Source organism: Streptomyces sp. NPDC104581 (assembly GCF_055583685.1).
This window is the reverse complement of the sequence record NZ_JBVJNN010000001.1, coordinates 157,574-184,298: the sequence shown is the minus strand read 5'-3', so window position 1 is coordinate 184,298 and position 26,725 is coordinate 157,574. Positions and strand designations below refer to the sequence as shown.

26 protein-coding genes are annotated in these 26,725 nt (G+C 72.1%); 16 read left to right on the top strand and 10 right to left on the bottom strand.

Translation table 11 applies throughout. From position 1 onward, the window contains the following. Positions 1 to 93 precede the first annotated feature (93 nt). Complete coding sequence (locus ACZ61E_RS00805; protein WP_469696386.1) at positions 94 to 600, top strand: potassium channel family protein; 507 nt, start codon at positions 94 to 96, stop codon at positions 598 to 600. Between the two features lie 42 nt (positions 601 to 642). Here the strand turns inward: ACZ61E_RS00805 and ACZ61E_RS00800 are convergent, their stop codons facing one another. Together ACZ61E_RS00800 and kdgD are read right to left on the bottom strand one after the other, a co-directional pair. Further along, positions 643 to 1,620: a 2-hydroxyacid dehydrogenase gene (locus ACZ61E_RS00800; protein WP_469696384.1), complete on the bottom strand. Its 978-nt coding sequence runs from the start codon at positions 1,618 to 1,620 to the stop codon at positions 643 to 645. After that, positions 1,617 to 2,537 (bottom strand): 5-dehydro-4-deoxyglucarate dehydratase, encoded by a 921-nt coding sequence (gene kdgD / locus ACZ61E_RS00795; RefSeq protein ID WP_469696383.1) that lies wholly within the window; start codon positions 2,535 to 2,537, stop codon positions 1,617 to 1,619. Before kdgD ends, ACZ61E_RS00800 begins: the two co-directional genes overlap by 4 nt. A gap of 415 nt (positions 2,538 to 2,952) precedes the next feature. On the opposite strand from kdgD, the gene ACZ61E_RS00790 reads away from it, so the two are divergent. The 5 genes from ACZ61E_RS00790 to ACZ61E_RS00770 are packed head-to-tail and all read left to right on the top strand — an operon-like array spanning position 2,953 to position 9,357. Next, on the top strand, positions 2,953 to 4,599 hold the full coding sequence (locus ACZ61E_RS00790) for an ABC transporter substrate-binding protein (RefSeq protein ID WP_469696382.1): 1,647 nt from the start codon (positions 2,953 to 2,955) through the stop codon (positions 4,597 to 4,599). Between the two features lies 1 nt (position 4,600). Further along, a complete protein-coding gene (locus ACZ61E_RS00785) occupies positions 4,601 to 5,530 on the top strand; it encodes an ABC transporter permease (RefSeq protein ID WP_469696381.1) in 930 nt (309 codons plus the stop codon). 14 nt (positions 5,531 to 5,544) lie between these two features. Then, on the top strand, positions 5,545 to 7,581 hold the full coding sequence (locus tag ACZ61E_RS00780; RefSeq protein WP_469696380.1) for a dipeptide/oligopeptide/nickel ABC transporter permease/ATP-binding protein: 2,037 nt from the start codon (positions 5,545 to 5,547) through the stop codon (positions 7,579 to 7,581). Beyond that, on the top strand, positions 7,574 to 8,647 hold the full coding sequence (locus ACZ61E_RS00775) for an ABC transporter ATP-binding protein (RefSeq protein ID WP_469696378.1): 1,074 nt from the start codon (positions 7,574 to 7,576) through the stop codon (positions 8,645 to 8,647). Before ACZ61E_RS00780 ends, ACZ61E_RS00775 begins: the two co-directional genes overlap by 8 nt. Then, a complete protein-coding gene (locus tag ACZ61E_RS00770; protein ID WP_469696377.1) occupies positions 8,644 to 9,357 on the top strand; it encodes a TSUP family transporter in 714 nt (237 codons plus the stop codon). The genes ACZ61E_RS00775 and ACZ61E_RS00770 overlap by 4 nt, the downstream gene beginning before the upstream one ends. A gap of 28 nt (positions 9,358 to 9,385) precedes the next feature. Here the strand turns inward: ACZ61E_RS00770 and ACZ61E_RS00765 are convergent, their stop codons facing one another. Next, positions 9,386 to 10,372 carry a 2-hydroxyacid dehydrogenase gene (locus ACZ61E_RS00765; RefSeq protein WP_469696376.1) on the bottom strand — a complete coding sequence of 329 codons (987 nt, stop codon included), beginning with the start codon at positions 10,370 to 10,372 and terminating at the stop codon, positions 9,386 to 9,388. Between the two features lie 117 nt (positions 10,373 to 10,489). Beyond that, a complete protein-coding gene (locus tag ACZ61E_RS00760; RefSeq protein WP_469696374.1) occupies positions 10,490 to 11,827 on the bottom strand; it encodes a glucarate dehydratase family protein in 1,338 nt (445 codons plus the stop codon). A 154-nt stretch (positions 11,828 to 11,981) separates the two neighbouring features. Between ACZ61E_RS00760 and ACZ61E_RS00755 the strand changes: the two genes are divergently transcribed. From ACZ61E_RS00755 to ACZ61E_RS00745, 3 genes are all read left to right on the top strand, one after another. Continuing rightward, positions 11,982 to 12,860, top strand: coding sequence for a GNAT family N-acetyltransferase (locus ACZ61E_RS00755; RefSeq protein WP_469696372.1), 879 nt, complete (start codon positions 11,982 to 11,984; stop codon positions 12,858 to 12,860). Between the two features lie 158 nt (positions 12,861 to 13,018). After that, complete coding sequence (locus tag ACZ61E_RS00750) at positions 13,019 to 13,675, top strand: maleylpyruvate isomerase N-terminal domain-containing protein (RefSeq protein WP_469696370.1); 657 nt, start codon at positions 13,019 to 13,021, stop codon at positions 13,673 to 13,675. Between the two features lie 135 nt (positions 13,676 to 13,810). Continuing rightward, positions 13,811 to 14,377, top strand: coding sequence for a snapalysin family zinc-dependent metalloprotease (locus tag ACZ61E_RS00745; protein WP_469696368.1), 567 nt, complete (start codon positions 13,811 to 13,813; stop codon positions 14,375 to 14,377). Between the two features lie 105 nt (positions 14,378 to 14,482). Here the strand turns inward: ACZ61E_RS00745 and ACZ61E_RS00740 are convergent, their stop codons facing one another. Next, entirely contained in the window at positions 14,483 to 15,211 is a 729-nt protein-coding gene (locus ACZ61E_RS00740; protein WP_469696366.1) for a TioE family transcriptional regulator, read from the bottom strand. Between the two features lie 58 nt (positions 15,212 to 15,269). Between ACZ61E_RS00740 and ACZ61E_RS00735 the strand changes: the two genes are divergently transcribed. Beyond that, positions 15,270 to 16,490, top strand: coding sequence for an erythromycin esterase family protein (locus tag ACZ61E_RS00735; protein ID WP_469696365.1), 1,221 nt, complete (start codon positions 15,270 to 15,272; stop codon positions 16,488 to 16,490). A gap of 39 nt (positions 16,491 to 16,529) precedes the next feature. Here the strand turns inward: ACZ61E_RS00735 and ACZ61E_RS00730 are convergent, their stop codons facing one another. Continuing rightward, a complete protein-coding gene (locus ACZ61E_RS00730) occupies positions 16,530 to 17,162 on the bottom strand; it encodes a TetR/AcrR family transcriptional regulator (RefSeq protein ID WP_469696363.1) in 633 nt (210 codons plus the stop codon). Positions 17,163 to 17,230: 68 nt separating this feature from the next. Between ACZ61E_RS00730 and ACZ61E_RS00725 the strand changes: the two genes are divergently transcribed. Continuing rightward, positions 17,231 to 17,998 carry an SDR family oxidoreductase gene (locus ACZ61E_RS00725; protein ID WP_469696361.1) on the top strand — a complete coding sequence of 256 codons (768 nt, stop codon included), beginning with the start codon at positions 17,231 to 17,233 and terminating at the stop codon, positions 17,996 to 17,998. Positions 17,999 to 18,033: 35 nt separating this feature from the next. On the opposite strand, the gene ACZ61E_RS00720 is transcribed toward ACZ61E_RS00725, so the two are convergent. From ACZ61E_RS00720 to ACZ61E_RS00710, 3 genes are all read right to left on the bottom strand, one after another. Beyond that, positions 18,034 to 18,657: a CE1759 family FMN reductase gene (locus ACZ61E_RS00720; RefSeq protein ID WP_469696360.1), complete on the bottom strand. Its 624-nt coding sequence runs from the start codon at positions 18,655 to 18,657 to the stop codon at positions 18,034 to 18,036. A gap of 89 nt (positions 18,658 to 18,746) precedes the next feature. Beyond that, the gene (locus tag ACZ61E_RS00715) at positions 18,747 to 19,844 is read right to left on the bottom strand and encodes a CE1758 family FMN-dependent luciferase-like monooxygenase (protein WP_469696636.1); all 1,098 of its coding nucleotides are present in this window, start codon (positions 19,842 to 19,844) and stop codon (positions 18,747 to 18,749) included. 136 nt (positions 19,845 to 19,980) lie between these two features. Further along, a complete protein-coding gene (locus ACZ61E_RS00710; RefSeq protein ID WP_469696358.1) occupies positions 19,981 to 20,538 on the bottom strand; it encodes an EF-hand domain-containing protein in 558 nt (185 codons plus the stop codon). 297 nt (positions 20,539 to 20,835) lie between these two features. Between ACZ61E_RS00710 and htpX the strand changes: the two genes are divergently transcribed. The 3 genes from htpX (at position 20,836) to ACZ61E_RS00695 (ending at position 24,566) form a co-directional block, all read left to right on the top strand. Further along, positions 20,836 to 21,741 carry a zinc metalloprotease HtpX gene (gene htpX / locus ACZ61E_RS00705; protein ID WP_469696356.1) on the top strand — a complete coding sequence of 302 codons (906 nt, stop codon included), beginning with the start codon at positions 20,836 to 20,838 and terminating at the stop codon, positions 21,739 to 21,741. Positions 21,742 to 21,792: 51 nt separating this feature from the next. After that, the gene (gene pspAB / locus ACZ61E_RS00700) at positions 21,793 to 22,377 is read left to right on the top strand and encodes a PspA-associated protein PspAB (RefSeq protein WP_469696355.1); all 585 of its coding nucleotides are present in this window, start codon (positions 21,793 to 21,795) and stop codon (positions 22,375 to 22,377) included. A gap of 170 nt (positions 22,378 to 22,547) precedes the next feature. Then, complete coding sequence (locus ACZ61E_RS00695; RefSeq protein WP_469696353.1) at positions 22,548 to 24,566, top strand: CASTOR/POLLUX-related putative ion channel; 2,019 nt, start codon at positions 22,548 to 22,550, stop codon at positions 24,564 to 24,566. Between the two features lie 25 nt (positions 24,567 to 24,591). Here the strand turns inward: ACZ61E_RS00695 and ACZ61E_RS00690 are convergent, their stop codons facing one another. Next, positions 24,592 to 25,515 carry an NmrA family NAD(P)-binding protein gene (locus ACZ61E_RS00690; protein WP_469696351.1) on the bottom strand — a complete coding sequence of 308 codons (924 nt, stop codon included), beginning with the start codon at positions 25,513 to 25,515 and terminating at the stop codon, positions 24,592 to 24,594. Between the two features lie 108 nt (positions 25,516 to 25,623). Between ACZ61E_RS00690 and ACZ61E_RS00685 the strand changes: the two genes are divergently transcribed. Together ACZ61E_RS00685 and ACZ61E_RS00680 are read left to right on the top strand one after the other, a co-directional pair. Further along, complete coding sequence (locus tag ACZ61E_RS00685; RefSeq protein ID WP_469696349.1) at positions 25,624 to 26,190, top strand: TetR/AcrR family transcriptional regulator; 567 nt, start codon at positions 25,624 to 25,626, stop codon at positions 26,188 to 26,190. A gap of 91 nt (positions 26,191 to 26,281) precedes the next feature. Further along, positions 26,282 to 26,518 (top strand): hypothetical protein, encoded by a 237-nt coding sequence (locus ACZ61E_RS00680; RefSeq protein WP_469696347.1) that lies wholly within the window; start codon positions 26,282 to 26,284, stop codon positions 26,516 to 26,518. The last annotated feature ends 207 nt before the right edge of the window (positions 26,519 to 26,725 follow it).

Here is a 26,725-nt window from a genome sequence, read left to right as displayed (position 1 = left end):
CTGCTCACCGGGTGTGTCCCGCTCCCCGCGCGCTCCGGCTCCCTCGGGTGTGTCCTGCTCCCCGCGCGCTCCGGCAGCCCTTAGTTTCGGTCCATGCCTCCGCTCTCGCCGCTCTATCTACTGCGCAAGCTGCTGGGCAACGAGCGATGGCAGCGGCTGCACGTGCGGGCCTCCGCGTGGGCGGCCATCGGTGTGGTCGTGGTGCTGCTGCTCGGTTCCTGGATCATCGTCCCGTTCGAGTCGTCGGCGCCCCGGGCGACCATCACCTCGTTCCCCCTCGCCCTGTGGTGGTCCGTCGAGACCGCGACCACCGTCGGGTACGGGGACCTGTACCCGGTCACCGCACCCGGCCGTGTCATCGCGGGCATCGTGATGCTCGTCGGGATCTCGGTCTTCAGCATCGTCACCGCCTCCCTGGCCACCTGGTTCGTGGGGAGCGCCGCGCGCAGGGCCCGCCGGGTGGCGCTCGCCCTGGAACACGCCGAGTCGGCGGGGGAGACGGACGCCGCCCGCGAACTGCGCGCCCTGCACGCACGCTTCGACCGCCTCGAACACCTGCTGGTCCGGGGCTCCGGCGACAACCCCGGGCCACCCGGCTGACCCGGCCCCGCGCCTTCCCGAACCGGCTGCGGGTCCGGGGCCTCACCCCGTGGGCGGCTCCGGTACGGGGGTGACCAGGGTGCCCTCGGTCATGAACCGGTGGAGGTTCCGGAAGGCGAGTTCCCCCATGGCCTCACGGGTCTCGTGCGTACCACTGGCGATGTGCGGCAGGAGTACCACGGTGTCGAGCGCCAGGAGAGCCGGCGGGACACGCGGTTCATCGACGAAGACGTCGAGCGCCGCCCCGGCGATCCCGCCCGTGAGGAGGGCGGCGACCAGCGCGGCTTCGTCGATGACACTGCCCCTGGCGATATTGACCAGATAGCCGCGGGGCCCGAGCGCTTCGAGCACGTCCGCGGAGACCAGACCCCGCGTGCCGTCACCCCCGGCGGCGGCGACCACGAGGACATCCGCCCCGGCGGCGAGTGCGTGGGGTGAGCCCGCGTAGCGGTACGGCACGTCGTCCGCCGCCGTACGCGAGTGGTAGCTCAGCTCGACGTCGAACCCTTCGAGCCGGCGGGCGATCGCGCGCCCGATCCGGCCGAGGCCCAGGATGCCGACCCGCTTCCCGCTCACCTTGGTAGTCAGGGGGAAGCCGCCCGGAACCCAGTCGCCCCGCCGTACATAACGGTCGGCGGCGGAGAGCCGGCGCATCACGTCGATCAGCGCGCCCACGGCCAGGTCGGCCACGCAGTCGGTGAGTACGTCGGGGGTGTTGCTGATCCGGATACCGCGGGCGCGGGCGCGCGGGACGTCCGTCGTCTCGTAGCCGACCCCGAAGTTGACGATGGCGCCGAGCCGGGGCAGCGCGTCCATCAACTCGTGCGAGACCCCGGTCCGCGCCCGGGTCACGGCGGCCACCACCTCGTCGCCGTGGTCCCGCAGGAACGCGGCCGATTCCGCCCCCTCGGGCAGTCGCACCGTGCGGTGGTGCGCCGCGAGCGCGGACTCCAGTGAGGCGGGCAGCGGACAGACCTGGAGGACCGTTCCGTCACCCGGTACGGGGGAGGCGGCCGTCACGCCGGAAGCACCTTCTCCACCAGCGCCGTGAGCTCGGCCAGTTCCGTCGCCGTGAGATCGGTCAGCGGCGGGCGTACGGGGCCCGGGTCCCGGCCGGTGGCCCTCAGCCCGGCCTTCACGATCGACACCGCGTAGCCCGGCTGCCGGTCACGGATGTCGAGGTAGGGCAGGACGAACTCGTCGAGCTTGCGGTAGACGGTCCCGGCGTCGCGTGCGCGCACCGCGTCGTAGAAGTCGAGCGCGAACTCCGGGACGAAGTTGAGCAGCGCCGAGGAGTACGTCGTGACGCCCATCTCCAGATACGGCAGGGCGTACGTCTCGGCGGTCGGCAGCCCGCCGATGGACAGCAGCCGCCCGTGCAGCCGCGCGTGGATGCGGGTCATCAGATCGACGTCACCGATGCCGTCCTTGAACCCGATCAGGTTGGGGCAGGAGTCGGTGAGTTCCCGCACCGCGTCGTAGCCGAACGCGGCGTTGGCCCGGTGGTAGACGATCACACCGAGGCCGGTCGCCTCGCACACCGCGCGGACATGGGCGATCAGCCCCGCCTGGGACAGCTCGGTCAGATACGGCGGCAGCAGGAAGACGCCCGACGCGCCCGCGGCCTCGGCGTCACGGGCCATCGCGACCGCCTGCGCCGTGCCGTACCCGGCCGGTGCCACCACCGGTTTCGCGTCTCCGGTAGCCGCGACGGCCGCCCGTACGACCCGGGCGACCTCGGTGGGCGTGAGCGCGAAGAACTCGCCGGTGCCGCCGGCGGCGAAGACACCGGACGTCGGCAGCGAGGACTGCCGGGCGACGTGTTCGCGGTAGGCGTCCTCGTCGAAGCCGAAATCCGGACGCGCGTGGGTGACGGGGAAGGACAGCAATCCCGTGCCGAGTACGGACCGCAGGGTCTCCGGGTCGAACAGCGTCATGGTGGTGCTCCAGGGTCGAGGGACTGACCGGAGCGTATGGGCGTCGGCGATACCTGTCTAACACCAAGAACGCATCACTTGATACCCGTTGAGCATGGCAGGGCAGGATCGGGCACCGGCGGTGGGCCGCTGACCGCTCCGCCCGGCCCCCGTGAAGCCCGGCGGGCCCGGCCCCGTAGCGTCGTGAGGGCCCGTCGCCCGCGGTGGGCCGAGCGCGTCAACCCCGTGCTCAGCGCGGTGCGGGAAGTCGTGGCCGCCGGTGCCGGCGCCCTTGGGGTCTCCTGTCGCACCCCTTGACGGCCCCAGGGGGCAAGCCTACGGTTCCGTCTACAAATGCAGACTGGGTCCGCATTTATAGACAGCTTTCGCTGGCTCTGCGACTCCGGTAGCACCTACTCAGCCCATCGGAGAGACGATGCTGTCTTCCGTACGTCGATCGCCCCTGCTTTCCGCGCTGTACAAACCCCCTCGTTCCCCGTCATCCGCCCCTCGTGCCGGGCGTCGTCGCCGCGGCAGGGCGCCGGTCGCCGGCCTCGCCGCCGCGGCGCTGCTGTTCACCAGCGCGTGCACGGTCGCCAACAGCGACACCGGCGGCGCCATCGGCGCGGCCGGCGGCAACACCCTGCGGATCGTGCTCGATCAGGAACCGCCGACCCTCGAACCCTGCGAGTCCTCACTCGCCTCCACCGGTGTCGTGGTCCGCTCCAACGTCACCGAACCGCTCGTCGAGCGGGACCCCGACACCGGCGAACTCCAGCCGCTGCTCGCGACGGGCTGGCGGCAGACGGCGCCCACCACCTGGACCTTCGACACCCGAACCGGTGTCACCTTCCAGAACGGGCAGGAGTTCACGGCCGAGGACGCCGCGTTCTCCATCGACCGCGCGGTCAACTCCGATCTCTCCTGCAACGTCGACGGCTACGTCTTCGACGACTCCGGTGTCGAGGTGCGCGCCACCGGCGACACCACCGTGACGGTCACCACCGCGAAGCCCGATCCGATCCTTCCCCTGCGGCTGAGCTTCATCGAGGTGGTGCCGCGCACGACCAGCACCGAGGCGAAGGTCAGAGTGCCGGTCGGGACCGGCCCGTACGCCGTCGGCGGCTGGCAGACCGGTGTCTCCATCACGCTCGACCGCAACGACGACTACTGGGGCGAGGCGCCCGCGTTCGCCCGCGCCCGCTACGTGTGGCGGTCGGAACCGAGCGTACGCGCCGCGATGATCACCAAGGGCGAGGCCGACCTCGCGACCGCCCTCGACCCGAAGGACGCCACCGAGGAGAACTCGGTCGCCTATCCGAACAACGAGACGACGGCGCTACGGCTCGACGGCCGCGAGGCCCCGCTCGACGACATCCGGGTCCGCAAGGCGATCGACATGGTCATCGACCGGCAGTCGATCTCCGAGACCCTCTTCGGCGAACTGGGCGAGCCCGCCGCGCAACTCGTCCCGAAGGGCGTCGTGGGCTTCAACGACGGCCTCACCCCGACCGAGCCCGACCTCAGGGCCGCCCGCGCACTCGTGAAGGCGGCGGCGGCCGACGGCGTACCCGTCGACCGGAAGATCACCCTGGTCGCGCGCAACGGTCAGTTCCCGAGGGTCGCCGAGACCGCCGAGGCGCTCCAGTACCAGATGGCGCAGCTGGGGCTGAACGTCAAGATCCTCATGACCGACACCGCCGCGCACCTCCAGTACCAACTGCGGCCCCTGCCCGAGAACGTCGGACCGATCGCCCTGCTGATCATGCACGGCAACCAGGCGGGCGACGCGGCGTTCACCGCCAGTCAGTACCTGCTCAGCGGCAGTCCCCAGTCCACCTTCGGAACACCGGAGCTGGACCGGCGGGTCGCGGCGGCGACCGCGCTGGCCGGCGAGAAGCGCCAGAGAGCCTTCGCCGAGGTGTTCGCCTACCAGAACGAGGCCGTCGCGCAGTACGTCCATCTCGCGCACATGCGCGGACTGCTCGGTCTGTCGTCGTCGGTGCGCTACGAGCCCAACTCCGCCACCGGTGACGAACTGAGACTGGCCGCGGTCGGCCGCGCCGGGGAAGAGAGCCGCTGACATGACGACCTTTCTCCGCAAACGGATCATATCGAGCGCGATCCCCCTGGTCTTCGTGGTGTTCGGCGTCTTCTGCCTGGCACGGCTGACCGGCAACCCCGTCAACCTCTACCTGCCGCTGAGCGCCACCCCCGACCAGCGGGCCGCGTTCTCCGCCGAGCACGGCTTCGACCAGTCGATCGGCGCCCAGCTCTGGGACTACCTCGGCCAGGTGGTGCGGCTCGACTTCGGGACGTCACTGCGCACCGGGCAGTCGGCCGCCGACATGGCGCTGACCGCGTTCCCCGCGACGCTCCAGCTCGCGGCCGTCACCATGGTCATCGCCGCGCTGGGCGCGATCCTGATCGGCAGCCTCGCCGCCTACCGGCCCAACTCCCTCGCCGACCGGATCGCCAGCTTCCTGGCGATGGCCGCGGCCAGCATCCCGGACTTCTGGTTCGCCATCACCGGAGTGCTGATCTTCGGCGTCAACCTGGCCGTGCTGCCCACCTCCGGCGTCTCCGGCGGTCCCGAGGTATGGATCCTGCCCATCGCCACCCTGCTGATCCGCCCGTTCGGCGTGCTCGTCCAGGTGGTGCGGGGTGCCATGGTCGCCGCGCTCTCCGCGCCGTACGTCAAGGTGGCCCGCAGCAAGGGCGCCGGCGAGAAGCGGGTCATCTTCGGCCACGCCCTGCGCAACGCGATCACGCCCGCCCTCACCGTCGCCGGCGACCTCACGATCGGGCTCGTCAACGGAGCGGTGGTCGTCGAGACGATCTTCGGCTGGCCGGGCATCGGCAAGCTCATGATCGACTCGATCCTCCAGCGGGACTTCGCCGTTCTCCAGGCGGCCGTCCTGCTCACGGCCCTGACGATCTTCGCCCTGAACATCCTCATCGACGTCTGCTACGCGCTGCTCGACCCGCGCGTCCGACAGGCGGTACCGGCGTGACCCAAGGAGCCACGATGACCACCACCGTCACCGCCACCGCCGAACCGCCCACCGGTACCGCCACCCCCGGCAGCCGACCACCGCGCTGGTGGACGCTCCTCGGCAGGGACCGGATCGCGGCCGTCGCCGCCGTACTGCTCGCACTGGTCTTCCTGATCGCGCTGTTCGGCCCCCTGCTCATCGGCGACCGCGCCGTACGGCAGGACCTGGCCGCCTCGCTGCGCCCGCCCTCCCTCGACCACGGCTTCTACGGACTGCTCGGCACGGACGTCCTCGGCCGCAGCGTGCTGGCCCGGCTGATCGAGGCGGCCGCGACCACCCTGTCCGTCGCCCTGCCGGCCGTGGTGTGCTCACTGGTGATCGGCTCCGCGATCGGTATGTGGGCCAGCTACCGCGGCGGCTGGCGGGAGAGCGCCGCGATGCGGGTCGCCGACGTGATCCTCAGCTTCCCCTCCCTGCTGCTCGCCGTCGTCGTCCTCTACGTCTTCGCGCCCAGCGCCACGAACCTCGTGCTGATCCTCGCGCTGGCCCGGATACCGGTCTATCTGCGGACCGCACGCGCCGAGGGCGCCGAACTCAGGAGCCGTCTCTTCGTGGACGCGGCACGGACGTTCGGCACCGGCACCTGGCCGACGATCCACCGGCACATCCTGCCGATCGCCATGCCGACGCTCCTCACGGTCGCCACCCTCGACTTCTGCTTCGTCATGCTGACCGAGTCGTCCCTGAGTTTCCTCGGCATCGGCATCCAGCCGCCTGACATCAGCTGGGGACTGATGGTCGCGCAGGGACGCCAGTACCTCCAGACGGCCTGGTGGATCGCGGTACTGCCCGGACTCGCCATCGTCCTGACCACCGTGTCGGCCACCGTGCTGGCCGCGTGGGTGCGGCTGGCGACGGACCCCGCGCAGCGCTGGCGGCTGACACTGCCCAGGAAGAAGCGCCGGCGGCCGGCCGCGCACGACGGCACGCGGCGGCCCGCCCTGCCGGTGTCCGCGACGGACACGGCGAAGACGCCCGAGCCGTCCGGGGCCGCGCTGCCCGCCGAGACGGCCGCCGGGGACGGCGGCAGCCGACGCGCGCTGGAGGTCGAGCACCTCAGCGTCGACCTCCGTACGCCCTCCGGCACCGTCCGCGCCCTCGACTCGGTCGGCTTCACCCTCGACAAGGGACGTACCCTGGCGCTGCTCGGCGAGTCCGGCTGCGGCAAGTCGATGACCGCGCAGTCGATCGCCGGGCTGCTGGAACCCGTCGCCGACGTGGTCGGCGGAGCGATCCGGGTCGGCGGCACCGACGTACTGCGGCTGAGCACCACCGCACGCAAACGGCTCGCCGGGCCCGTGCTGTCGATCGTCTTCCAGGACGCGCTCACCGCGTTGAACCCCGTCCAGACCGTGGGCAAACAGCTCGGCGAGCCCTTCCGTATCCATCACGGCCTGTCCAGGCGCCTGGCGCGGGAGAAGGCGATCGAGCTGATGGAGACCGTCGGCATCCCCGAGCCGCGCGCCCGCGCCCGCTCGTATCCGCACCAGTTCTCCGGCGGTATGCGCCAGCGGCTGCTCATCGCGATGGCCGTCGCGCTCGGCCCCGACGTACTGATCGCCGACGAACCCACCACCGCGCTCGACGTCACCGTGCAGGCGCAGATCATGCAGCTGCTGCGGGACCTCCAGGCCGAGCGCGACATGGCGGTCCTGCTGATCACCCATGACCTCGCCGTGGTCTCGGAACGCGCCGACGACGTCGCGATCATGTACGCCGGCAATGTGGTGGAGACCGGCCCGGTACGTGAGGTGTTCGCCCGTCCCCGCCACCCCTACACCAAGGGCCTGCTCGACTCGGTGCCCGAACACGCCGAGAGGGGCGGGCCGTTGCCCGCCGTCCCCGGCAGCCCGCCCGAGCTGAGCGCGGTCCCGCCGGGCTGCGTCTTCCAGGCGCGCTGCCCGCTCGCCAGGGAACGCTGCGCCGAGGAACGCCCCCGGCTGGTGTCCGACGACGGGGCGAGCCGCGCGGTCGCCTGCCACTTCTCCGAGGAGCTCACCCGTGCCTGAGAACGCCGCCTCCGGGACATCCGCCCCGCTGCTGGAGGTCACCGGGGTGACCAAGACGTTCCGCGTCCCGCGCAACGCCGCGGGACAGAACAGACTGACCGCGCTGGACGGCGTCGATCTGCGCCTCGGCCGGGGTGAGACGCTCGGGGTGGTGGGCGAGTCCGGCTGCGGGAAGTCCACCCTGGCCCGGGTGCTGCTCCTGCTGGAGCGGCCGGACTCCGGGACCGTACGCTTCGACGGGACAGACCCCTTCTCCTTGCGGAAGAAGGAGCTGCTCGCCTGGCGCCGGCGGGTGCAGATGGTGTTCCAGGACCCCTTCGCCTCGCTCAACGCCCGCATGTCGGCCGCCGACATCATCGGCGAGCCGTGGAGAAGCCACCGGGACCTGGCACCCACCGCGCGGGCCCGCGAGACCCGGGTACGCGAACTGCTCGACCTCGTCGGGCTGCGGGCCTCCGACGCCTTCCGCTACCCGAACGAGTTCTCCGGCGGCCAGCGCCAACGGCTGGGCATCGCCCGCGCCCTGGCCCTGGATCCCGATCTGATCGTGTGCGACGAGCCGGTGTCCGCGCTGGACCTGTCGGTGCAGGCGCAGGTGCTCAACCTGCTCTCCGATCTCCAGCGGCGGCTCCAGGTCTCCTACGTGTTCATCTCGCACGACCTGTCGGTGGTCCGGCACGTCGCGGAGCGGGTGTCCGTGATGTACCTCGGCAAGGTCGTCGAACACGGCGCCACCGAGGAGGTGTTCGAGCGCCCGGTCCACCCGTACACATCGGCGCTCATGTCGGCGGCCCCCGCGCTGGACGTCTCCGGCGCGCCGCCGCGCGGCGACCGCGTACTGCTGAGCGGGGAGATCCCCTCGCCGCTCGATCCGCCGTCGGGCTGCCGGTTCCGTACCCGGTGCCGGCACGCGGTCGCCAAGTGCGCCGAGGAGGAGCCACCGGTGAGTGTGCGCGACGGTTCGCACGAGGGCCTGTGCCACTTCCCGCTGAACTCCGGGGCGGCGGTCGCCGGGCCGGCGGGCGGTGGGGAAGCGGCGGCCGGCCCGGCATCGGCGGACAGGTGAGCCTGCCGGTATTCGCGCTGCTCTCCGCGGTCGTCCTGCTGGGCACGCTGTTCCAGGTGTCGATCGGCTTCGGCCTCGGGCTGCTCGCCGCTCCCGTGATCGCGCTGGTCGCGCCGCCCCTCGTCCCCGTCGTGCTGCTGCTTTCCACCGCGGTCACCGCTTCCGTACTGCTGCTGGACGGCGCGCACGTCAACCTCCGGGGCGCGGGGTGGGCGCTGCTCGGCCGGGTACCGGGGGTGATCGCGGGCGCCGCGCTGGTCGCCCTGCTGCCCGCGCGGTGGCTGGCGCTCTGCGTCGCCGGTGTGGTCGTGGTGGGGGTCGTCGCCAGCGTCCGCGGCTTCCGCCCGGCGCCGACCAGGCGCGCCGTGGCGCTGGCGGGCATGGCGTCGGGCCTGATGGGGACGGCGACCTCCATCGGAGGTCCGCCGATGGCGCTGGTCTGGCAGCGCATGACGGGGCCGGAGCTGCGCTCCACGATGAGCGGGTTCTTCCTCGCCGGTTCGCTGATGAGTCTGGCCGCGCTCGCGGCTGTCGGCGCGGTGCACGGCGACAGCCTGCGCTACTCGGCGCTGCTGGCCCCGGCCGCCGCCGGGGGCGTACTGCTGGCGCGACCGCTGTCCGACAAGCTGAACGTCGGCCGGGCCAGAGCCGTCGCGACGGTGCTGGCGGTGGCGGGCGCCGTACTACTGACGGCCCGTCAGTTCCTCTGACCGACGGGCCCGTCGACCGATGCCGTACTCAGCGCCCGCCGCGCACCACGTTCGTCAGCGGCTCGCCCCGGGAGAGCCGGCCGACGTTGTCGGCGATCTCGCGCGCCCGGTCGGCGAACGTCTCCCGTGTGTGGCCGGAGTGGTGCGGTGTCATCACGACGTTGTCGAGCGTGTGGAACGGGCGGGTGTGGCCGCGCGCGCCGTCCCCGTCCTTGGGGTGGCCCCACCACACGTCCAGCCCCGCGCCGCCGATCCGCCGGGCGGACAGCGCGTCGTACAGCGCGTCCTCGTCGACGAGCGGGCCGCGCGCCACGTTGACCAGCAGGGCGTGCGGGCGCATCAAGGCGAGCCGCGCCGCCCCGATGAGACCGGTCGTGGCCGCCGACAGCGGCACGGTCAGGACGACGACGTCCGAACCCGCCAACAGGTCGTCGAGCCCCTCCTCGCCGTCGACCCGGTCCAGCCGCACGCCGGTCGGCAGGGGCGCCCGCGGATCGCGCCGTACCGCGCGCGCCCGCATGCCCAGCGCGTTCGTCGCCCGCACCACCTGCCGGCCGATCTCGCCGAGCCCCACGACACCGACCGTACGGCCCGCGAGTGTGGTGCCCAGGGCGACGCCCGGGTCCACGGCGACCGACTCCCAGGTCCCCTCGCGCATCAGCCGCTCCGCGCGCGGCACGCCGCGGGAGAGCATCAGCGTGGTCATCACGACGTGCTCCGCGATGGAGGGGCCGTGGTGGAAGGTGTTGCACACGGCGGTGCCGGGCGGCAGCGCGTCCATCGCGATCCGGTCGTACCCGGCGCCGGTGACATGCACCAGCCGCAGCCGGCCGGCTGCGGCGGCCACGGGAGCGGTCAGCCGGGACGCCACGAGTACGTCGGCGTCCGGAAGCCGGCCCGCGACCTGGGTGTCCGGCCGGTCGGCGAGGAACTCCCAGTCGTGCCCGTCGGTGCCGCCACGTGTCAGCTCGTCGGAGAAGCGGGTGAGGATGGGGTCGGTCAGCACGATTCTCATGGCGTCTCCTCACTCATGACGCCCCCCGGACGAACGACCCGACGACCGCTCGCCGCCCCGTCGTTCGTGGTGCGTTCCTGCGCGGTGCGTCCTTTCGCGGTGCGGCCCGCCGCGCCGTCACCATCGCGGCGGGGTGGGGTCGAAGGCCGGTTCGGTGGTACGGCGGTAGTACCCGGTGTCGTCGCGGCTGCGGATACCGCACGCGAGGTACTGCTCGTGCAGCCGCGCCAGGGCGTCGCGGTCGAGTTCCACACCCAGCCCCGGTGCGGTCGGCACCGCGACCGATCCGTTCCGGAAGGTCAGCGCGCCGGGCACGACGACGTCCTCGTCGGTGCTCTTCCACGGCCAGTGCGTGTCACAGGCGTAGTTGAGGTTGGGGGTGGCCGCCGCCAGATGCGTCATCGCCGCGAGGCTGATGCCCAGATGCGAGTTGGAGTGCATCGACAGGCCCAGGCCGAAGGTGTCGCAGACACCGGCGAGCGTACGGGAACGGCCCAGACCGCCCCAGAAGTGGTGGTCGGAGAGGACCACCTGCACCGCGTCCTCGGCGACGGCGGGCCTGAGCTGGTCGAAGGCCACCACGCACATGTTCGTGGCGAGCGGCATCGGCACCTCCCGCGCGACCTCGGCCATGCCGCCGATCCCGGCGGTCGGGTCCTCCAGGTACTCGATCACACCGTCGAGTTCCCTGCCCACCCGGATGGATGTCTCCACGCTCCAGGCCGCGTTGGGATCGATCCGCAGCGGATGACCCGGGAAGGCCCGGCGCAGGGCCCTGATCGCCTCGATCTCCTCCTCGGGCGGCAGCACGCCCCCCTTGAGCTTGATCGCCGTGAAGCCGTACTGGTCGATCATCCGCCGCGCCTGCGCGACCAGTTGGTCCGGATCGAGCGCCGCGCCCCACTCGTCGGGCTCCGCACCGGGATGCCCCGCCCACTTGTAGAAGAGATAGGCGCTGTAGTCGACCCGGTCCCGGACGGCTCCGCCGAGGAGGTCGCTCACCGGCCGTCCGATCGCCTTGCCCTGGATGTCGAGACACGCCACTTCGAACGGCGACAGCACGCGGTCGGCGGTCCGGCTTCCCGTGACCATGCCGCTCATGCCGTGGCCGGCCTTGTCCGTGTCGGCGGCCAGGACGACCGCGATCCGGCGGGCGATCTCCTGCACGTGCCAGACGTCGACCCCGGTCAGCTCGGCGGCCGCGAGCCGCAGCCGCTCCAGATGGGCCAGGTCCCCGTACGTCTCGCCGAGCCCGGTCAGCCCGGAATGGGTCACGACCTCGACGACGGCCCGCAGGGCGAACGGCTCATGGACGCCGACGGTGTTGAGCAGTGGCGGATCACGGAACGCGACGGGCGTGAGACGTATGTCCCTGATCCGGTGCGGCTCGTTGTCCTGTGGGTCGCGCACCCTGACCTCCGGTGGATACGACGGGCGGTAGCCGTCGGCGTGCATGGGTTACGGCCGCAGCCTAACCGTCTTTCGTCCACATGTGTAGACGGCACTCACAAATGAAAACTATGGAGATCGCAGCAAGGGGGTGTCGGACGGTCCCTGACGCCCGGAAACCGGATGCGGACCGCCGGTGCGGTGGTGTGTGATCGGGCGCATGACGATCGCGCTGGACACACCGGGAGCCGACGGGCTGACCGGGGCGGTGAACGCGCTGCGCGAGTGGCAGGACGACGGGGCGCCCACGCAGCTGCATCCGGGAGACCTGGGCTGGTATTGGCGGACGGGCGTGGAAGCGACGGCGGCGGCGGTCAGGACCTGGCGCCGGGACGGCCGGATACTCGCCGTCGGACTGCTGGACGGCCCCGGACTGCTGCGGATGACGATCGCGCCGGACGCCCACCAGGACGAGGAACTTGCCCGGCGGTTGGTCACGGACATGACCGTTCCGGAGCGCGGTGTGCTGCCCGGGGGACGGGTGAACGTCGAGGCGCCGATGGGCGCGCTCGTCCAGGACCTCCTGTGCGAGGAGGGCTGGGACACCGACGAGCCGTGGACGCCGCTGCGCCGTGACCTCACCGCGCCGGTGGAGGATCCGGGTGCGCGGATCGAGGTGGCCGGGCCGGAGCGGGCACACGCATATGTCGCGGTGCACCGGGCGGCGTTCGACGGATCGGGGTTCACGGACGAGGGCTGGCACGCGATGGCCGGGGGCTCGCCGTACGCCGACGCCCGGTGCCTGCTCGCGTACGACGGCCACGGCGAAGCGGTGGCCGCGGTGACGGTGTGGTCGGCCGGTCCGGGGCGGCCCGGTCTGCTCGAACCGATGGGCGTGCACCGGGCACACCGCCGGCACGGCTACGGCACGGCGATCACCGTCGCCGCGGCCGCGGAGCTGCGGCGACTGGGTTCGTCGAGCGCGCTCGTCTGCACCCCGAGCGCCAACACCGGTGGCGTGGCCACCTACGCGTCGGCCGGCTTCGTGGCCCTGCCCGAGGTCCGGGACCGGTACCGGGCCGCCCGGGGCGTGTTGTGAGAGCTCCGTCCGCCGGCTGCCCCGCAGGGGGCGTCCGGTACGGCGGGGCAGCCGGCGGCGCCGAGGACTTCAGCGCCCCCGGTGTGACCGCGCGGCGGGCGACGCGCGCGGTTCGACGCCGCTTGTCCACCGCCGTGCCGCCGCACTACCTTGCCGACGTGGATCAATTCTCAGCCTCCTGGGCGGCCTTGCGCACGGCGGTCGCCCAACTCGCCGACGAGGACTTCGCGCAGCCGTCCGGCTGCGCGGGCTGGCTCGTGCGGGATCTGGTCTGTCATCTGGTCATCGACGCCCAGGACGTCCTGATCACCCTCGTGACCCCCGCCGGCACGGAACCGACCCATGACTCCGTGACCTACTGGCGTGTCACCCGGACCCCGCCGGCCGGCGACGACCCGCTCGACGCCCTGACCGTGCGGCTGGCCGCCGCGTACGGGGACCCGGCGCTGCTCAAGTTCCACCTCGACGACGTCGGCTCCGCCGCCGGCCGCGCCGCCGGACTCGCCGACCCGGGTCTGCGGGTCTCGACCCAGGACATGGTCCTCACCGCGGGTGACTACCTCCGCGCGTACGTACCGGAGTGGACACTTCACCACCTCGACCTGGTCGCGCACCTGCCGCAGGTGCCGGGTCCGCCCGCCGAGGGGCTCGCCCGGACCCGCGAGACGCTGGAGCGGATCGCGGGAGCCCCGTTCCCCGCGTCGTTCTCCGACGCGGACGTGCTGCTGGTCGGCACCGGACGGCGCGCCCCGACCGATGCGGAGAAGTCCCAACTGGGCGCGCTGGGGCGGGAGATGCCGTTCGTGCTCGGCTGACCCGCAGTGTGGGGGCGAGTTTCGGGCCCGTGTCGCGGGGCGCCGGATTGACGGATTGGTGTCGGCCGTCCGTGGGCAGTGAGCAGTGGAAGTTATGTCATGTGCACGACTGTCTCTGACGTAAGGAGGTCGACCATGCACATCCGTAAGTTGACCGGCGCGCTCGCCGCCGCCGTGGCCCTGACCGCTTCCCTGCTGGGTGGCCAGGCCGTGGCCGCTCCCACCGCGGAAGCGGACCGGGCGGTGGCGGCGCGTGTGGTCACCTACGACGCCAGCGGTTCCGCGGAGTTCAGGTCCGCGGTCGACCGGGGCGCGGCGATCTGGAACGAGAGCGTCGACGCCGTCGAACTGCGGCCCGTGGCGTCCGGCCAGTCCGCCAACATACGCGTCCTGGCGGACAACGGCTGGCCCCGCGCGCTCACCACGTCGCTGGGCAACGGAACCGTCTGGATCGGCCGTCAGGCCGTGAACGAGGGGCACAACACGATCCGCATCTCATCGCACGAACTGGGCCACATCCTGGGGCTGCCGGACCGCAAGCCCGGCCCCTGCACAAGCCTGATGTCCGGTTCCAGCGCGGGAACCGGCTGCACCAACGCCTACCCCAACGCGGCCGAGAAGTCCGAGGTCGAGCGCAACTTCGGCGGACGGTTCGCGCCGAACGCCGGGGCGGTGCCGCTCAACACCGTGCTCGTGGACTGAACCGCCACCCGGGACGCCGGGCGGATGTGACCGTACGCCCCGGAACGCGATCCGCGTTCCGGGGCGTACGGCGTCGCGCGCGGCGTCGGCCCGTCCGCCGTCGTGTCAGCGGCGTTCGCGCAGGTACGTCTCCAGCTCGGCGGCGCCGCTCAGCATCGCCCGCCCGCGCGCGGACAGCCGGCCGTGCCAGTCGTGCAGCGCGGCCTCCAGCGGCTCCAGCCCGCCGGCCGCGCGCACCTGGGCGAGCAGCGGGGCGATCTGCTCCAGCAGATAGCCCCCGCGCCTGAGTTGGTGCGCCAGCCGGGCGTCCCGTACATCCGCCTCGTCGTAGACCCGGTACCCGGTCAGCGGGTCGCGGCGGGGCCGTACCAGCCCCGCCTGTTCCCATTTGCGCAGCGTCGCGGGCCGGATTCCCAGCTCCCGCGCCAGTTGACCGACGAACGTGCCGCCCGGCCCGGCCGCCGCCGCCACGGGCGGCGCCCCGGACCCCAGATCACGCAGGGCGTTCTCCACGGCCAGGAGCGTCCGCCGGTCGTCGAGCAGCTGGGCGTGGCTCTCGTCGACGAGGCGGAGCGCCTCGTCCGTCCCGCCCTCGTTCACGGCCCGCATGATCGACGTCGCCATGTGGTGACCATGGCCCGGCACCAGGGCGAGGAACGCCGCCAGGGCCAGCGCGTGCAGCGGCGTGTAGGCGCGGTACCCGTGCGGTGTGCGGTCGGCGGCGGGCAGGATGCCGGCCTCCTCGTAGTTCCTGACCGCCTGCGTGGACAGACCGTGCCGACGGGCCAGGTCGACCGGTCTGAGCTGTCTGCCGTTTTGAGGGTTTGGTGCCACGAGACCCACGATATCGCGGGAAAGTTTCAATGGGAGGTTCAACGATACCGTTGAAGGCATGGTCACCGACAGTAAAGACATCGCCCTGGCCGTCGACGCCTCCGCCGTCCTGGGACTGCTTCCGTCCCGGCCCCGGGTGCTCGCCCTCGGGGAGCCCACCCACGGTGTGGACGCTCCGCTCGACCTGCGCAACGACCTCTTCCGCCAGCTCGTCGAACAGGAGGGGTACCGGACGATCGCGATCGAGAGCGACTGTCTGAGGGGCCTGGTCGTGGACGACTACGTCACCTCGGGCACGGGCACCCTCGACGAGGTCATGGAGCACGGGTTCAGCCACGGGTTCGGCGCGTCCGCGGCCAACCGCGAACTCGTGCGCTGGGCACGCGCGTACAACGAGGGCAGGCCCGCCTCCGAGCGGGTGCGGTTCGCCGGCTTCGACGGTCCGCTGGAGATCACCGGCGCCGCGAGCCCCCGGCAGGCACTCACCGCACTCCACGCCTATCTGGCCGCCGAGGTGGCCCCGGAGCTGCTCCCCTGCACCGCGGAGACGCTCGACCGCCTGCTCGGAGCCGACGGCCGGTGGACCGATCCGGCCGCGATGACGGACCCGGCGGCGTCCGCGGGGGAGTCGGCCGAGGCGTACGAACTGCGGGTCCTCGCCGACGACCTGTCGTCACTGTTCGACGAGCGGACGCCGCAGCTGATCGCCGCGACCTCGCGGGAGGAGTGGGACCGGGCGCGTCTGCACGGCCGGACCGCCCTCGGCCTGCTGCGCTACCACTTCTGGATGGCCGACACCTCACCGGGCCGTATGACCCGGCTGGTCGGTGTGCGGGACCAGATGATGGCCGACAACCTGATCGCCCTCGCCGGGCGCGGACCGGTGCTGGTCCACGCCCACAACGCCCATCTCCAGCGGGAGATGAGCTCGATGCGGATGGGGGGCCTGCGGCTGGAGTGGTGGAGCGCGGGCGCGATCGTGAGCGCCCGGCTCGGCGAGGAGTACGCCTTCCTGGCCATGGGCATCGGCACCATGCGGCACCAGGGGGTGGACGCCCCCGCGCCGGACACCCTCGAAGGAGTCCTGTACGGGCTCCCCGGGGACAGCTGCCTCATCGATCCCGGCCGGCTGGCCACCGCCCTCGGCGACACGCGCCCCGTCCCCCGGGTGTCCCCCTACTTCGGCTACTTCCCGCTCCATCCGGCGCATCTGCCCACGACGGACGGGATCGTGTTCCTGAAGGACGTACCGGAGGACGCCGGCCAGGGCGTGCTGTGAGAGTGGCGCCGTCAGCCGTCAGCCGTCAGCCGTCAGCCGTCAGCGCCGACCGGCGTCGAAGACGCCGTCACCGAAGGCGGCGGCGAACGCCTGCCCGATCAGGCCGGGGAGGTCGGTCCGCCCGTCGTCCTCGGCCCAGCGCATCACTGCCATGTGCATCACGGCCAGACAGGCGCTCGCCGCCGCCTGCGCGCGGAACATGGTGTCGGGATCGCCGACCTCGTCACCCAGACCGTCGACGATCGCCCGCTGGAGGACGTACTGGTTGTCCAGGTGCTTGGCCCGCAGGGCGGGCGTCGAGATCATGAGCCGCAGGCGGGCCAGCAGGAAACGCTCGTCCGCCGTCGGCGCGCCCCCGTGGGCGCCGCCGGTCAGGATCGTGGCCGACTCGATCAGCGCGTCGCCGATCCGGCGGACCAGGGGGTGCCCGGCGGACGACGCGGCGATCCGCTCGCCGACGATCCCGCCGTTCCGGTCGAAGAGGACGAGGTCCTCCTTCGTCGGGAAGTGCCGGTAGACGGTCATGGGGGAGACGCCCGCGGCCGCGGCGACGTCGGTCACGGCCGTGGCGTCGTAACCCCGCTCGGTGAACAGCCGTACCGCGTGCCCCTGGATCATGCGCTGCGTCTCGGATCGTCGCTGCGCCCGCAAGGTTGAGTGCTGGTCGGTCACATGGTAGACACTACCTCGGTGGTAGTCACTACCAGATTGGTAGTCACTACCGGAATGGGGTGGTTCTGATGACTGACGATCTGGCCGGCAGGACGGCGCTGGTGACGGGGGCCTCGCGCGGGATCGGGCAGGCGATCGCGGCCCGGCTGGCGGCCAAGGGGGCGACGGTCGCCGTGCACTTCGGCACCGACAAGGACGGTGCGACGGCGACGGTCGACGCCATCGGACGCGACGGCGGAAGCGCGTTCGCCGTGCGCGCGGAGCTGGGCGCGGACGACGACGTCGAGACGCTCTTCGCGGGAGTCGAGGCGGGTCTCGCGGGGCGACCGCTCGACATCCTGGTGAACAACGCGGCGGCCGTGCCCGCGGGGCGGCTGGGAGTCACCACGCGGGCGGAGTTCGACCACCTCTTCGCGGTGAACGTGCGAGCGCCCTACTTCATCATCCAGCGGGCGTTACCCCTGCTCCGTGACGGTGGCCGCGTCATCACGCTCTCGTCCGTGGCGACCCGGATGGCGAACGCCACGCAGACGTCCTTCGCCATGACGAAGGGCGCGGTCGAGACGATGAGCATGACCCTGGCCAACGAGCTGGGGGTGCGGGGAATCACGGTGAACGCGGTCGCGCCGGGCGCCACCCTGACGGCGACCAACGGATCGTCCTTCGACGGGCCGGGCGTCCCCGAACTCATCACGGGACTGACGGCGCTCGACCGGCTGGGCGGACCGGACGACGTGGCCGACGTGGTGGCGTTCCTCGCCTCCGACGCCGCACGCTGGATCACCGGCCAGGTCATCGACGTGACGGGCGGCCTGTTCCTCGGCCCGCGCGTCTGACCTCGGTGACCCGTGTCGACGAGCCGGGCGCGGGCTCAGGGCCGGCCGCCGCCGAGGAGCCGTTCCATGGCCGCGGTGTCCTCGCTGAAGGAGTCACGCCGGCGGTGTGAGCCGCACCCCCGGACGAGCCTGGCGTAGTCGGACGCCGCCCGGGCGATGCGTTCGCCCAGGCCGGCGCCGTCCGCCCGCGGCCCGAAGTCGTCGGTGGCGGCGTAGACACCACGTGAGGAGACGATGGCGTGCAGATACGAGAACATCGGCCGCAGCGCGTGTTCGAGGACCAGGGAGTGCCGTTCGGTGCCGCCGGTGGCGCCCATGAGGATCGGCATGTCCGACAGCGTCTCCTCGGGGAGCACGTCGAAGAACGACTTGAACAGTCCGCTGAACGAGGCGTTGAAGGCGGGGGTGACCGCGATGACCCCGTCGGCGTCCGCGACCGTGTCGAACGCCCTCTCCAGCGGCGGGGAGGGGAATCCGCTGAACATCGAGTCGATGATCGCGTGCCCCAGTGGACGGAGTTCGACGAACGACGACTCGACCGTGACACCGGCGGCGGCGAGTTCCTCACGCACCGACGCCTCGAGGCGGTTGGCGAGCATGCGCGTCGACGACGGCTCCCGCAACCCGCCGGAGATGATCGTCAGTCGGGTGGTCGTCACCGCGGTCAACTCCCCACTTCCGCCGGCGCCCTGGCGGGCGCTCCGGTCGGGCTTCCCTCTTCCGTCCGCCGAGTTCCGCGTCGCGCCCGTCACGGCTCCGCCTTCGCCGCTCTCTGGTCACGTTCCCGCAGCAGCGACTGGTGCGTGGGGGCAGCCGGCGCCTCCGGCGACCTGCCGACGGCGAACTCCTCACGGAGGACCGGCACCACCTCCCCGCCCAGCAGGTCCAGCTGTTCCAGCACGGTCTTGAGCGGCAGTCCCGCGTGGTCCAGGAGGAACAACTGCCGCTGGTAGTCGCCCGCGTACTCGCGGAAACCCAGCGTCCTGTCGATCACCTGCCGGGGAGAGCCGACCGTCAGGGGCGTGAGCGAGCCGAAGTCCTCCAGGGACGGCCCGTGCCCGTACACCGGCGCGTTGTCGAAGTACGGCCGGAACTCGCGGACCGCGTCCTGGCTGTTGGGGCGCATGAACACCTGCCCGCCGAGGCCGACGACGGCGGCCTCCGGTGAGCCGTGCCCGTAGTGCGCGAAGCGCTGCCGGTACGTCTCCACCATCTTCCGCGTGTGCGACGGCGGCCAGAAGATGTGGTTCGCGAAGAACCCGTCTCCGTGGAAGGCGGCCAGTTCCGCGACCTCGGGCGTGCGGATGGAACCGTGCCAGACGAACGGCGGGATGCCGTCCAGCGGTCGGGGCGCGAGGGTGAAGCCCTGGAGGGGCGAACGGAACCGGCCCTCCCAGTCGACCACCTCCTCACGCCACAGACGCCGCAGCAGCCCGTAGTGCTCGACGGTCAGGGGGACGGCCTGACGGATGTCCTGGCCGAACCAGGGATAGACGGGACCGGTGTTCCCGCGTCCCAGCATCAGATCGGTCCGGCCGCCGGACAGGTGTTGCAGGACGCTGAAGTCCTCGGCGATCTTGACTGGATCGTTCGTGGTGATGAGCGTGGTCGACGTCGACAGTATGATCCGCTCGGTCCGGGCGGCGATGTAACCGAGCAGGGTCGTGGGCGAGGACGGCACGAAGGGCGGATTGTGGTGCTCGCCCGTCGCGAAGACGTCGAGGCCGACCTCCTCCGCCTTACGCGCGATGGTGACCGTGGCCCGGATGCGTTCCGCCTCCGTAGGAGCACCACCGGTGGTCGGGTCCGGGGTCACGTCACCCACGGTGAAGATTCCGAACTGCATCCCGGTCATGTCGCTGACACCTCCCTGCTCGCGCGGGGCGCCGCCCTGGATTTCCGAGGGTTTCCGGGCGTTCTCGGGGCCGCCGCCGCCCGCTCCCATGACGGGTTACGGAGCTACGGTGCGAACCATGACATTTCTACCCTTCCGGGTTGGCCTTGAACCCGGAAGGCCCCGACGTCAGGTGGTCCCCGGGGATCCCCGCCTTCTCGGGCCGGTAGTAGTCCCTGATCCCCTCGGCCCAGGTGGCCACCGGGATCCGATCGCCGTCCACGGGGCCGAAAGCGTCGAACAGCGCCTCGATGCGCGCCCGTTCGAATCCGATGGCGATCATCAGCGCGACAAAGGCGGGCCGGGTGACGAGGCCGTCGCCGGCTGGTGCGCCGAGCGCGGCGAGCGCCTCCGCGAAGTCGTCGATCGTCGCCTCGAACCGCTCCGGGGTCAGTACGCAGGCGGTGAACTCCTGCACGCTGATCCGCCCGTCACCGTTCGCGTCCAGCTCGGTGACCAGCGTCCGCCAGTACCGGCGCGAGGCCCCGATCATCGCCCTTCTCGCCGCGTCGTCCGCCCATGGCGCCACCGCCACCACCCGGCTCCCCAGCAGCTCGAAGTCCTCGGCCTCCAGAAAGCCGTTCCCGTCCGTGTCGAGCAGTGAGAACACGAGCTGGACACGGTCGGTCGCCTCGGTGGTACGCATGGTGGTCACTCCATCTCCGCGGTCATCCGGCGGTCGCCCTCGACGGGGACCTGATGGGACCACTATCCGGCCGGCGGGGGCGCGGCGGTGGCGACAGCCGGTCGAGTGCACACGAAGGAGGGCATTCGGAAAGGCCGGCGCATGAACCCCCGCGATCCGGAAATCGAAGGTGATCGTCCCCGCGGGCCTCCCCGGAGGCACCTCCCGCCCAGGGCCGGCTTGCCTACGCTCCTTTTACGACGTTTTGCCGAGATAAGGAGGAAAATGACAGAAGAGAAGAGCTGATGGAGGCGAGTGATGACACGAACCCGCTACACGCAGGACCGCGGCCTGACCACGCGCATGGTGACCACCATGTTCCTGATCGGTCTGCTCTACGTGGTCCTGGTCGGTGTGCTGCTGGCCGTACTGGGGAAGTTCTGGCCGATCATCCTGATCCTCGCGGTCGGCATGTTCGTCGCCCAGTTCTGGTTCAGCGACAAGATCGCGGCCTTCGGCATGGGCGCGCGCGAGGTCACCCCCGAGCAGGCACCGGAACTGCACGGCGCCGTCGACCGCATCTGCGCCCTGGCCGACATGCCCAAACCCAAGGTGGCCATCTCGAACAGTGACATCCCGAACGCCTTCGCCACCGGCCGCAGCGAACGCAGCGCACTGGTCTGTGCCACCACCGGACTGCTCCGCAGACTGGAACCGGAGGAGCTGGAGGGCGTACTCGCCCACGAGATGTCCCACGTCGCGCACCGCGACGTCGCCGTGATGACCATCGCGTCCTTCCTCGGCGTGCTCGCGGGAATCCTGACCCGCATCGCCCTCTACAGCGGGCTGTCGAGGAGCGCCCGGGACTCGGGCCCCGCAGGTCTCGTGCTCCTGCTGATACCGCTGGTCAGCGCGGTCGTCTACGCGATCGGCTTCCTGCTGACCAGGCTGCTCTCCCGCTACCGCGAACTCTCCGCCGACCGGACTGCGGCGCTGCTCACCGGACGGCCTTCCGCGCTCGCGTCGGCGCTGACCAAGGTGGACGGCCAGATGGCGCGGATCCCTACGGAGGACCTGCGCAAGGCGGAGCCGTACAACGCGTTCTTCTTCGTGCCGGCGTTCGCCTCCAAGGAGAGCCTCGGACGACTGCTCTCCTCCCACCCGACCCTCGAACAGCGCCTGGAGCAGCTGGCCCGGATCTCGGCCGACCTCTCCCGCCCGTGACACCCCCGGTCACCGACCCCCGTCCGCCCGTCAACGTGAGGAGCTGGTCCCGTGGGCCTTCTCGACACCATCCTCGGCCGGAGCAAACCGGTCCGGCCCGACCTCGACCAGCTCTTCGCCCTCCCGTCCGCCGCGCTCACCCTCCAGGCCGGGGCCGGTTACACACCCACCGGCCTCGGCTCGGTCTGTTTCGCGGGCGTCGAGGGCGGCGGCTTCGCCCGGATCAGACAGGACGTGCGGGACCTGCTCGACGCGGACGCCGGGCAGAACGGGCACCCGGTGGAGTTCAGCCAGGACTCGTACGGGTACACCTGGCTGCTCGCGCGGCGCGAACCCGAGGACACCGCCACGCTCGTCAACGATCTGCACGCGGTCAACACCCTGCTCCAGGACGGTGGCTTCGGCCCGCAGCTCCTCTGCTCGCTGATGAGCTTCCGCGACGCCGAGCAGCGGTCACTCGCCCTGGTCTATCTCTACAAACGCGGCACCTTCTACCCCTTCGCGCCCCTCACCGGCGGCGCGGAGAAACGGGACAACCAGCGGGAGCTCCAGGTCCGAGCCGTTCTGGAGGACGATCTGCGGATCGAGAAGGACCTCGCCCGCTGGTTCCCCGTCTGGGGCGCGCCCGGACTGTGACCGGCCCACGCCCACCGCCCCCGCCCCCGCCCGCCACGCCCGGTTTCGGGTGCCCGCCCGAAAGGGTGAATCGGTCCGCGAAACCGGCGTGTTCCGCCACCCGAGGCAGCACTGTGCCGAACCGGGCCGACCAGCGCCTACGCGGGAGAGAGCGGGTGGGAGTGGCACGGATGACGGGACGCCCGTCCAATTCGCTGGCGGTCCGGGCGCGTTACCGGTTCGACCGCACACTGGCCCGGAGCACCGGCACCCTGATGGGCTGGCTGGTGATCACCTGCCTGGCCGTCGTCGTCCCGGTGAGCGCGGTGCTCGTCTGGACGGACCCCGGCTCGCCGCCGTCGCTCTCGGGCCGGCTGACCGCGGCCTGGCGGACCAGCGCGGAGACGCTCCGCCTGGGCGCGATGACCGGTACGCCACTGCGGATGGTGCTCTCGGCCCTGCTCGGGCTGGTCGCCCTGCTCTGCGTCTCGACACTCGTCGGGGTGATCACGACGAGTCTGGCCGAGCGGATGGCCGAGTTGAGCCGTGGACGGTCCACGGTCCTGGAGCGCGGCCATGTCGTGGTGCTCGGCTGGTCCGATCAAGTGGTCACGGTGGTGAGCGAGTTGGTCGCCGCCCAGGCCGCGCACCGGCCACGGGCGATCGTCCTGCTCGCCGACCGGGACAAGACCGGGATGGAGCGGGCGCTCGCCGCCCGGACCGGTCCGGCCGGACGCACCCGGATCATCTGCCGCAGCGGGCCCGCGACCGACCCCGCCGTACTCGCGCTGGTCAGCCCCGGCTCGGCGAGTACCGTGCTGGTGCTGCCGTCCGGCGAACCGGCGGGCGACGCCCAGATCCTGCGGATCCTGCTGGCGCTGCGGGCGGTCATCGGCGGGGGGACGGGCGGACCGCCGGTGCTGGCGGCGGTGCGCGACGACCGGTACCGCGCACCGGCCCGGCTGGCCGCGGGGCCGCGCGGCACGGTCCTGGAGACCGACACGGTCACGGCCCGGCTGATCGCGCAGTGCGTCGGCCGCCCCGGCCTCTCCCTCGTACTGCGCGATCTGCTCGACTTCGCGGGCGACGAGTTCCACCTCGCCGACGCGACCGCCTTCACCGGTGGTCCCTTCGGGGCGACACTCCTCGCACACCCCGACTCGTGTGTGGTGGGACTGCTCGGCCCCCTGGGGCAGACATCGCTCAATCCCCCCGCCGACACCGTCGTCGCCCCCGGGAGCCGGCTGATCGTCCTGGCCCGGGACGACCGCACGACACGGCCCGCCGACTGCCGGCACCTCGTCGACCGGTCGGTGATCGCCGCGGGACCGCCCACGGCGGAGGCCGCCACACGCCTGCTGGTGCTCGGCTGGAACCGGCGGGGGCCCCTGGTCCTGGAGCAGTTGCGGCGCAGGGCACGGCCGGGTTCCGTACTGGACGTCGTCACCGACCTGACCGTGCCCGCACCGAGGGAGCCGGAGGCCGGCCACGCGCCGGAGCCTGGTGGCGCGTCGGGGGCCGGTCACGTGCCGGGGGCCGGTGCCGCCCCGCCGGTCGTACGGTTCAGGACCGCCGCCCTGGCGCGGCCCGAGACGCTGCTCGGGCTCGACCTCGCCCCGTACGACGGTCTGGTCGTCCTCGGCCCCGATCCGGCCGACGGGCCGGACCACCCCGACGACTGGACCCTGGTCGCCCTGCTGGCCCTGCGGCTGCTGGAAGAACGGACCGGACGGGAGTTGCGCGTCGTCAGCGAACTCACCGACGACCGCAACCGGACCCTGGCCGCCGTCAACCCGGGATCGGACGTCGTCGTCAGCGGAGAGCTGACCGGACTGCTCATGGCGCAGATCGCACAGAACCGTCATCTGGCCCCCGTTTTCGACGAGTTGTTCTCCGCCGACGGCAGCACGATCTGTCTCCGTCCGTCCGGGACCTACGTCCGCCCGGACAGCGAGGCCACCTTCGCCACGGTCGTGGCCGCGGCGCGTGCCCGCGGCGAATGCGCCATCGGCTACCGCTGTCACGACCGGCGGACGGTGCCGCCCGACCACGGCGTCCGGCTCAACCCCCACAAGGGCGAGCGGCGTGTGTGGAGCACGGAGGACCAGGTGGTCGTGATCGCGACGGACGCGGCCCGCCCGGCCGAACCCGCCGGACCGCCCGGCCCCGGTGGGAGGCACCGCCCGGAACGTCGACCCGACCGGGCCTGACGGCCCGACCCCGGCCCGCGGCCGGTCAGGCCGTGGCGCGCAGATGGGCCCGAGCCCACTCCTCGAAGCCGGTGAGGGGGATGCCGAGGTCTCGTGCGAACTCCGGGCGCCCGGGCTGGGGGACCGCGTTCATCCACTCGTGCGTGGCGCCCATCGGCGGCATTCCGGCGGCGAGTGCTTCCTCCTCCGTCATGTCCGGCGCCGACAGGGGCGTGCCCAGGACGCGCGACATGATCTCCGCGATCTCCGTCATCGACAGATGGTCGCTCGCCAGCTCCAGCTCGACACGGTCGAACCGCTCCGGCGCGTCGAAGGCCGCGGCCGCCGCCCTGCCGATGTCCTCCACCGCCACCAGGGACAGCCGGGTCTCCGGCTTCAGGACGCTCACCAGACCGCCCTCGACGCCGCGGGGGAGCAGGAACCCCATGGACGGGAGGAAGTTCTCCATGAAGGTGCCCGGCTTGAGCAGCGTCCATTGGTGGAAGCCCGCCTCGCGGACCCGGTCCTGGATCGCGCTCTTGGCGCCCAGGGTGGGCGCCATCGAGGCCCAGCGCCCTTCGGCCCAGCCGGGGGCCCGCGTGTGCTGACCGGCGCCGGTGACCGACGTGTGCACGAACTGCCGTACTCCGGCGGCCTTCGCGCCCTCGACGAGATTGACCCCCTGCGTCACCTCTCCCTCGAAGTCGAAGCCGTCCCCGGTCATGGCCGGCATCTGTACGGAGAAGACGGCGCGCGCACCCTCGGCCGCCCGCACCACCGAGTCGCGGTCGCGCAGATCGCCCGTGACCAGTTCGGCGCCGAGCGTCTCGACGGCCGCGGCCCGTTCGGTGGCCCGGTCGCGGACCAGCGCGCGGACCGGTACGCCCCTGGCGAGCAGGGCCCGTGCGGTGGCACCGCCCTGCCTGCCGGTGGCGCCTGTGACCAGGACGGGTGCGGTATCTGTGGACATGCTGATCCTCCGGGGACGCCGGGAAGGCTAAACGGCGGGGCCCGCCGTTTCTGCTCCGGTACGATACGGCGGGGCCCGCCATTTAACAAAGCCCGAGGTGACACAGCCATGCCCGACCGCCGGCGCGCCGACGCCAGACGCAACCACACGCGCATCCTCGCCGTGGCCGAGGAGGAGGTCGCCACCCACGGGGCCGACGCCTCGCTTGAGCAGATCGCCCGCACCGCGGGGGTCGGCTCGGCCACCGTGCGCCGGCACTTCCCGACCCGCAGAGCCCTGCTGGAGGCGGTCTCACGGAAACGGATCGAGGCGCTGACCGAGCGCGCCCGGGAGCTGACCGGCGCGGACGACAGCAGGGCGGCGCTGCTGGAATGGCTGGGCGATGTCGTCGCCTACTGCGCGTCCGCCCGCGGACTGGCGGCCACGCTCGCCTACGACGGGACCCCGCCCGAGCCCGTACACGACAACGCGTGCTCGGCGGCGCTGGAGGACGCGGGCGTCCCACTGCTCGAACGCGCCGCGCGGGACGGCGCGGTGGCGGCGGACGTCACCGTCCCCGACCTGATCACACTCGCCGTGGGCATCGCGCTGGCCACCGAGCACCACCCCGACCCGGCGGCCCGGGCGGACCGCCTCTTCCGCCTGACGGTGGCGGGGCTGAGTCCGCGGAGGTGAGCCGGGCTCGGGGCGTGGGCGCGAGCCGAAGTGGCGGCACGCTCGTCGAGGGACAGGTGCTCTGTGGTCCCTGAGCGGGTAGTCGCTGGACATGAGCCGGTGGTGGAAGCGGATCGGCGCCGCGACGGTGACGGGAGTCGCCATGAGCGCTGTGATGACGTGGGTCGGCGACATGGCGTGGGGATGGGACTTCGCGGCCAGGTGCCTGCTGATCTCGGCGGTATGGGCGTTGGCGGGCCCCCTGACGGCGCGGTCCCGGCAGCGCGCCGAGCGGCGAGATGCCCAGTACCTGAGCGCCGTCCGGGAGGCGCGGCGCGGCCGGCGCTGACCGCGGACGGCGCCCCACCTCGGTCCGCCTTCGATGGCGAGAGGCCTGAGCGCGGCGGGCGGTGACCGGACGCGAGGGCCGGGGCGGCTGACCCGGCCACGATCGACAACCGTGGCCCCTTGGCGGGCTCGTTGCCGGCGTCCACCCGCTGGGGCATGAACCGGGGGAGCGCGGGACGGGGCCTCAAGTCCCCGGCCGCGCAAGGCC

What these genes read in the sequence shown, in the direction of transcription:
- ACZ61E_RS00805 (WP_469696386.1), top strand. Translation starts at nt 94, where the DNA reads ATGCCTCCGCTCTCGCCGCTCTATCTACTGCGCAAGCTGCTGGGCAAC.
- kdgD (WP_469696383.1), bottom strand. Translation starts at nt 2,537, where the DNA reads ATGACGCTGTTCGACCCGGAGACCCTGCGGTCCGTACTCGGCACGGGA.
- ACZ61E_RS00790 (WP_469696382.1), top strand. Translation starts at nt 2,953, where the DNA reads ATGCTGTCTTCCGTACGTCGATCGCCCCTGCTTTCCGCGCTGTACAAA.
- ACZ61E_RS00785 (WP_469696381.1), top strand. Translation starts at nt 4,601, where the DNA reads ATGACGACCTTTCTCCGCAAACGGATCATATCGAGCGCGATCCCCCTG.
- ACZ61E_RS00780 (WP_469696380.1), top strand. Translation starts at nt 5,545, where the DNA reads ATGACCACCACCGTCACCGCCACCGCCGAACCGCCCACCGGTACCGCC.
- ACZ61E_RS00765 (WP_469696376.1), bottom strand. Translation starts at nt 10,372, where the DNA reads ATGAGAATCGTGCTGACCGACCCCATCCTCACCCGCTTCTCCGACGAG.
- ACZ61E_RS00760 (WP_469696374.1), bottom strand. Translation starts at nt 11,827, where the DNA reads ATGCACGCCGACGGCTACCGCCCGTCGTATCCACCGGAGGTCAGGGTG.
- ACZ61E_RS00755 (WP_469696372.1), top strand. Translation starts at nt 11,982, where the DNA reads ATGACGATCGCGCTGGACACACCGGGAGCCGACGGGCTGACCGGGGCG.
- ACZ61E_RS00745 (WP_469696368.1), top strand. Translation starts at nt 13,811, where the DNA reads ATGCACATCCGTAAGTTGACCGGCGCGCTCGCCGCCGCCGTGGCCCTG.
- ACZ61E_RS00735 (WP_469696365.1), top strand. Translation starts at nt 15,270, where the DNA reads ATGGTCACCGACAGTAAAGACATCGCCCTGGCCGTCGACGCCTCCGCC.
- ACZ61E_RS00725 (WP_469696361.1), top strand. Translation starts at nt 17,231, where the DNA reads ATGACTGACGATCTGGCCGGCAGGACGGCGCTGGTGACGGGGGCCTCG.
- ACZ61E_RS00715 (WP_469696636.1), bottom strand. Translation starts at nt 19,844, where the DNA reads ATGCAGTTCGGAATCTTCACCGTGGGTGACGTGACCCCGGACCCGACC.
- ACZ61E_RS00710 (WP_469696358.1), bottom strand. Translation starts at nt 20,538, where the DNA reads ATGCGTACCACCGAGGCGACCGACCGTGTCCAGCTCGTGTTCTCACTG.
- htpX (WP_469696356.1), top strand. Translation starts at nt 20,836, where the DNA reads ATGACACGAACCCGCTACACGCAGGACCGCGGCCTGACCACGCGCATG.
- ACZ61E_RS00695 (WP_469696353.1), top strand. Translation starts at nt 22,548, where the DNA reads ATGACGGGACGCCCGTCCAATTCGCTGGCGGTCCGGGCGCGTTACCGG.
- ACZ61E_RS00690 (WP_469696351.1), bottom strand. Translation starts at nt 25,515, where the DNA reads ATGTCCACAGATACCGCACCCGTCCTGGTCACAGGCGCCACCGGCAGG.
- ACZ61E_RS00685 (WP_469696349.1), top strand. Translation starts at nt 25,624, where the DNA reads ATGCCCGACCGCCGGCGCGCCGACGCCAGACGCAACCACACGCGCATC.
- ACZ61E_RS00680 (WP_469696347.1), top strand. Translation starts at nt 26,282, where the DNA reads ATGAGCCGGTGGTGGAAGCGGATCGGCGCCGCGACGGTGACGGGAGTC.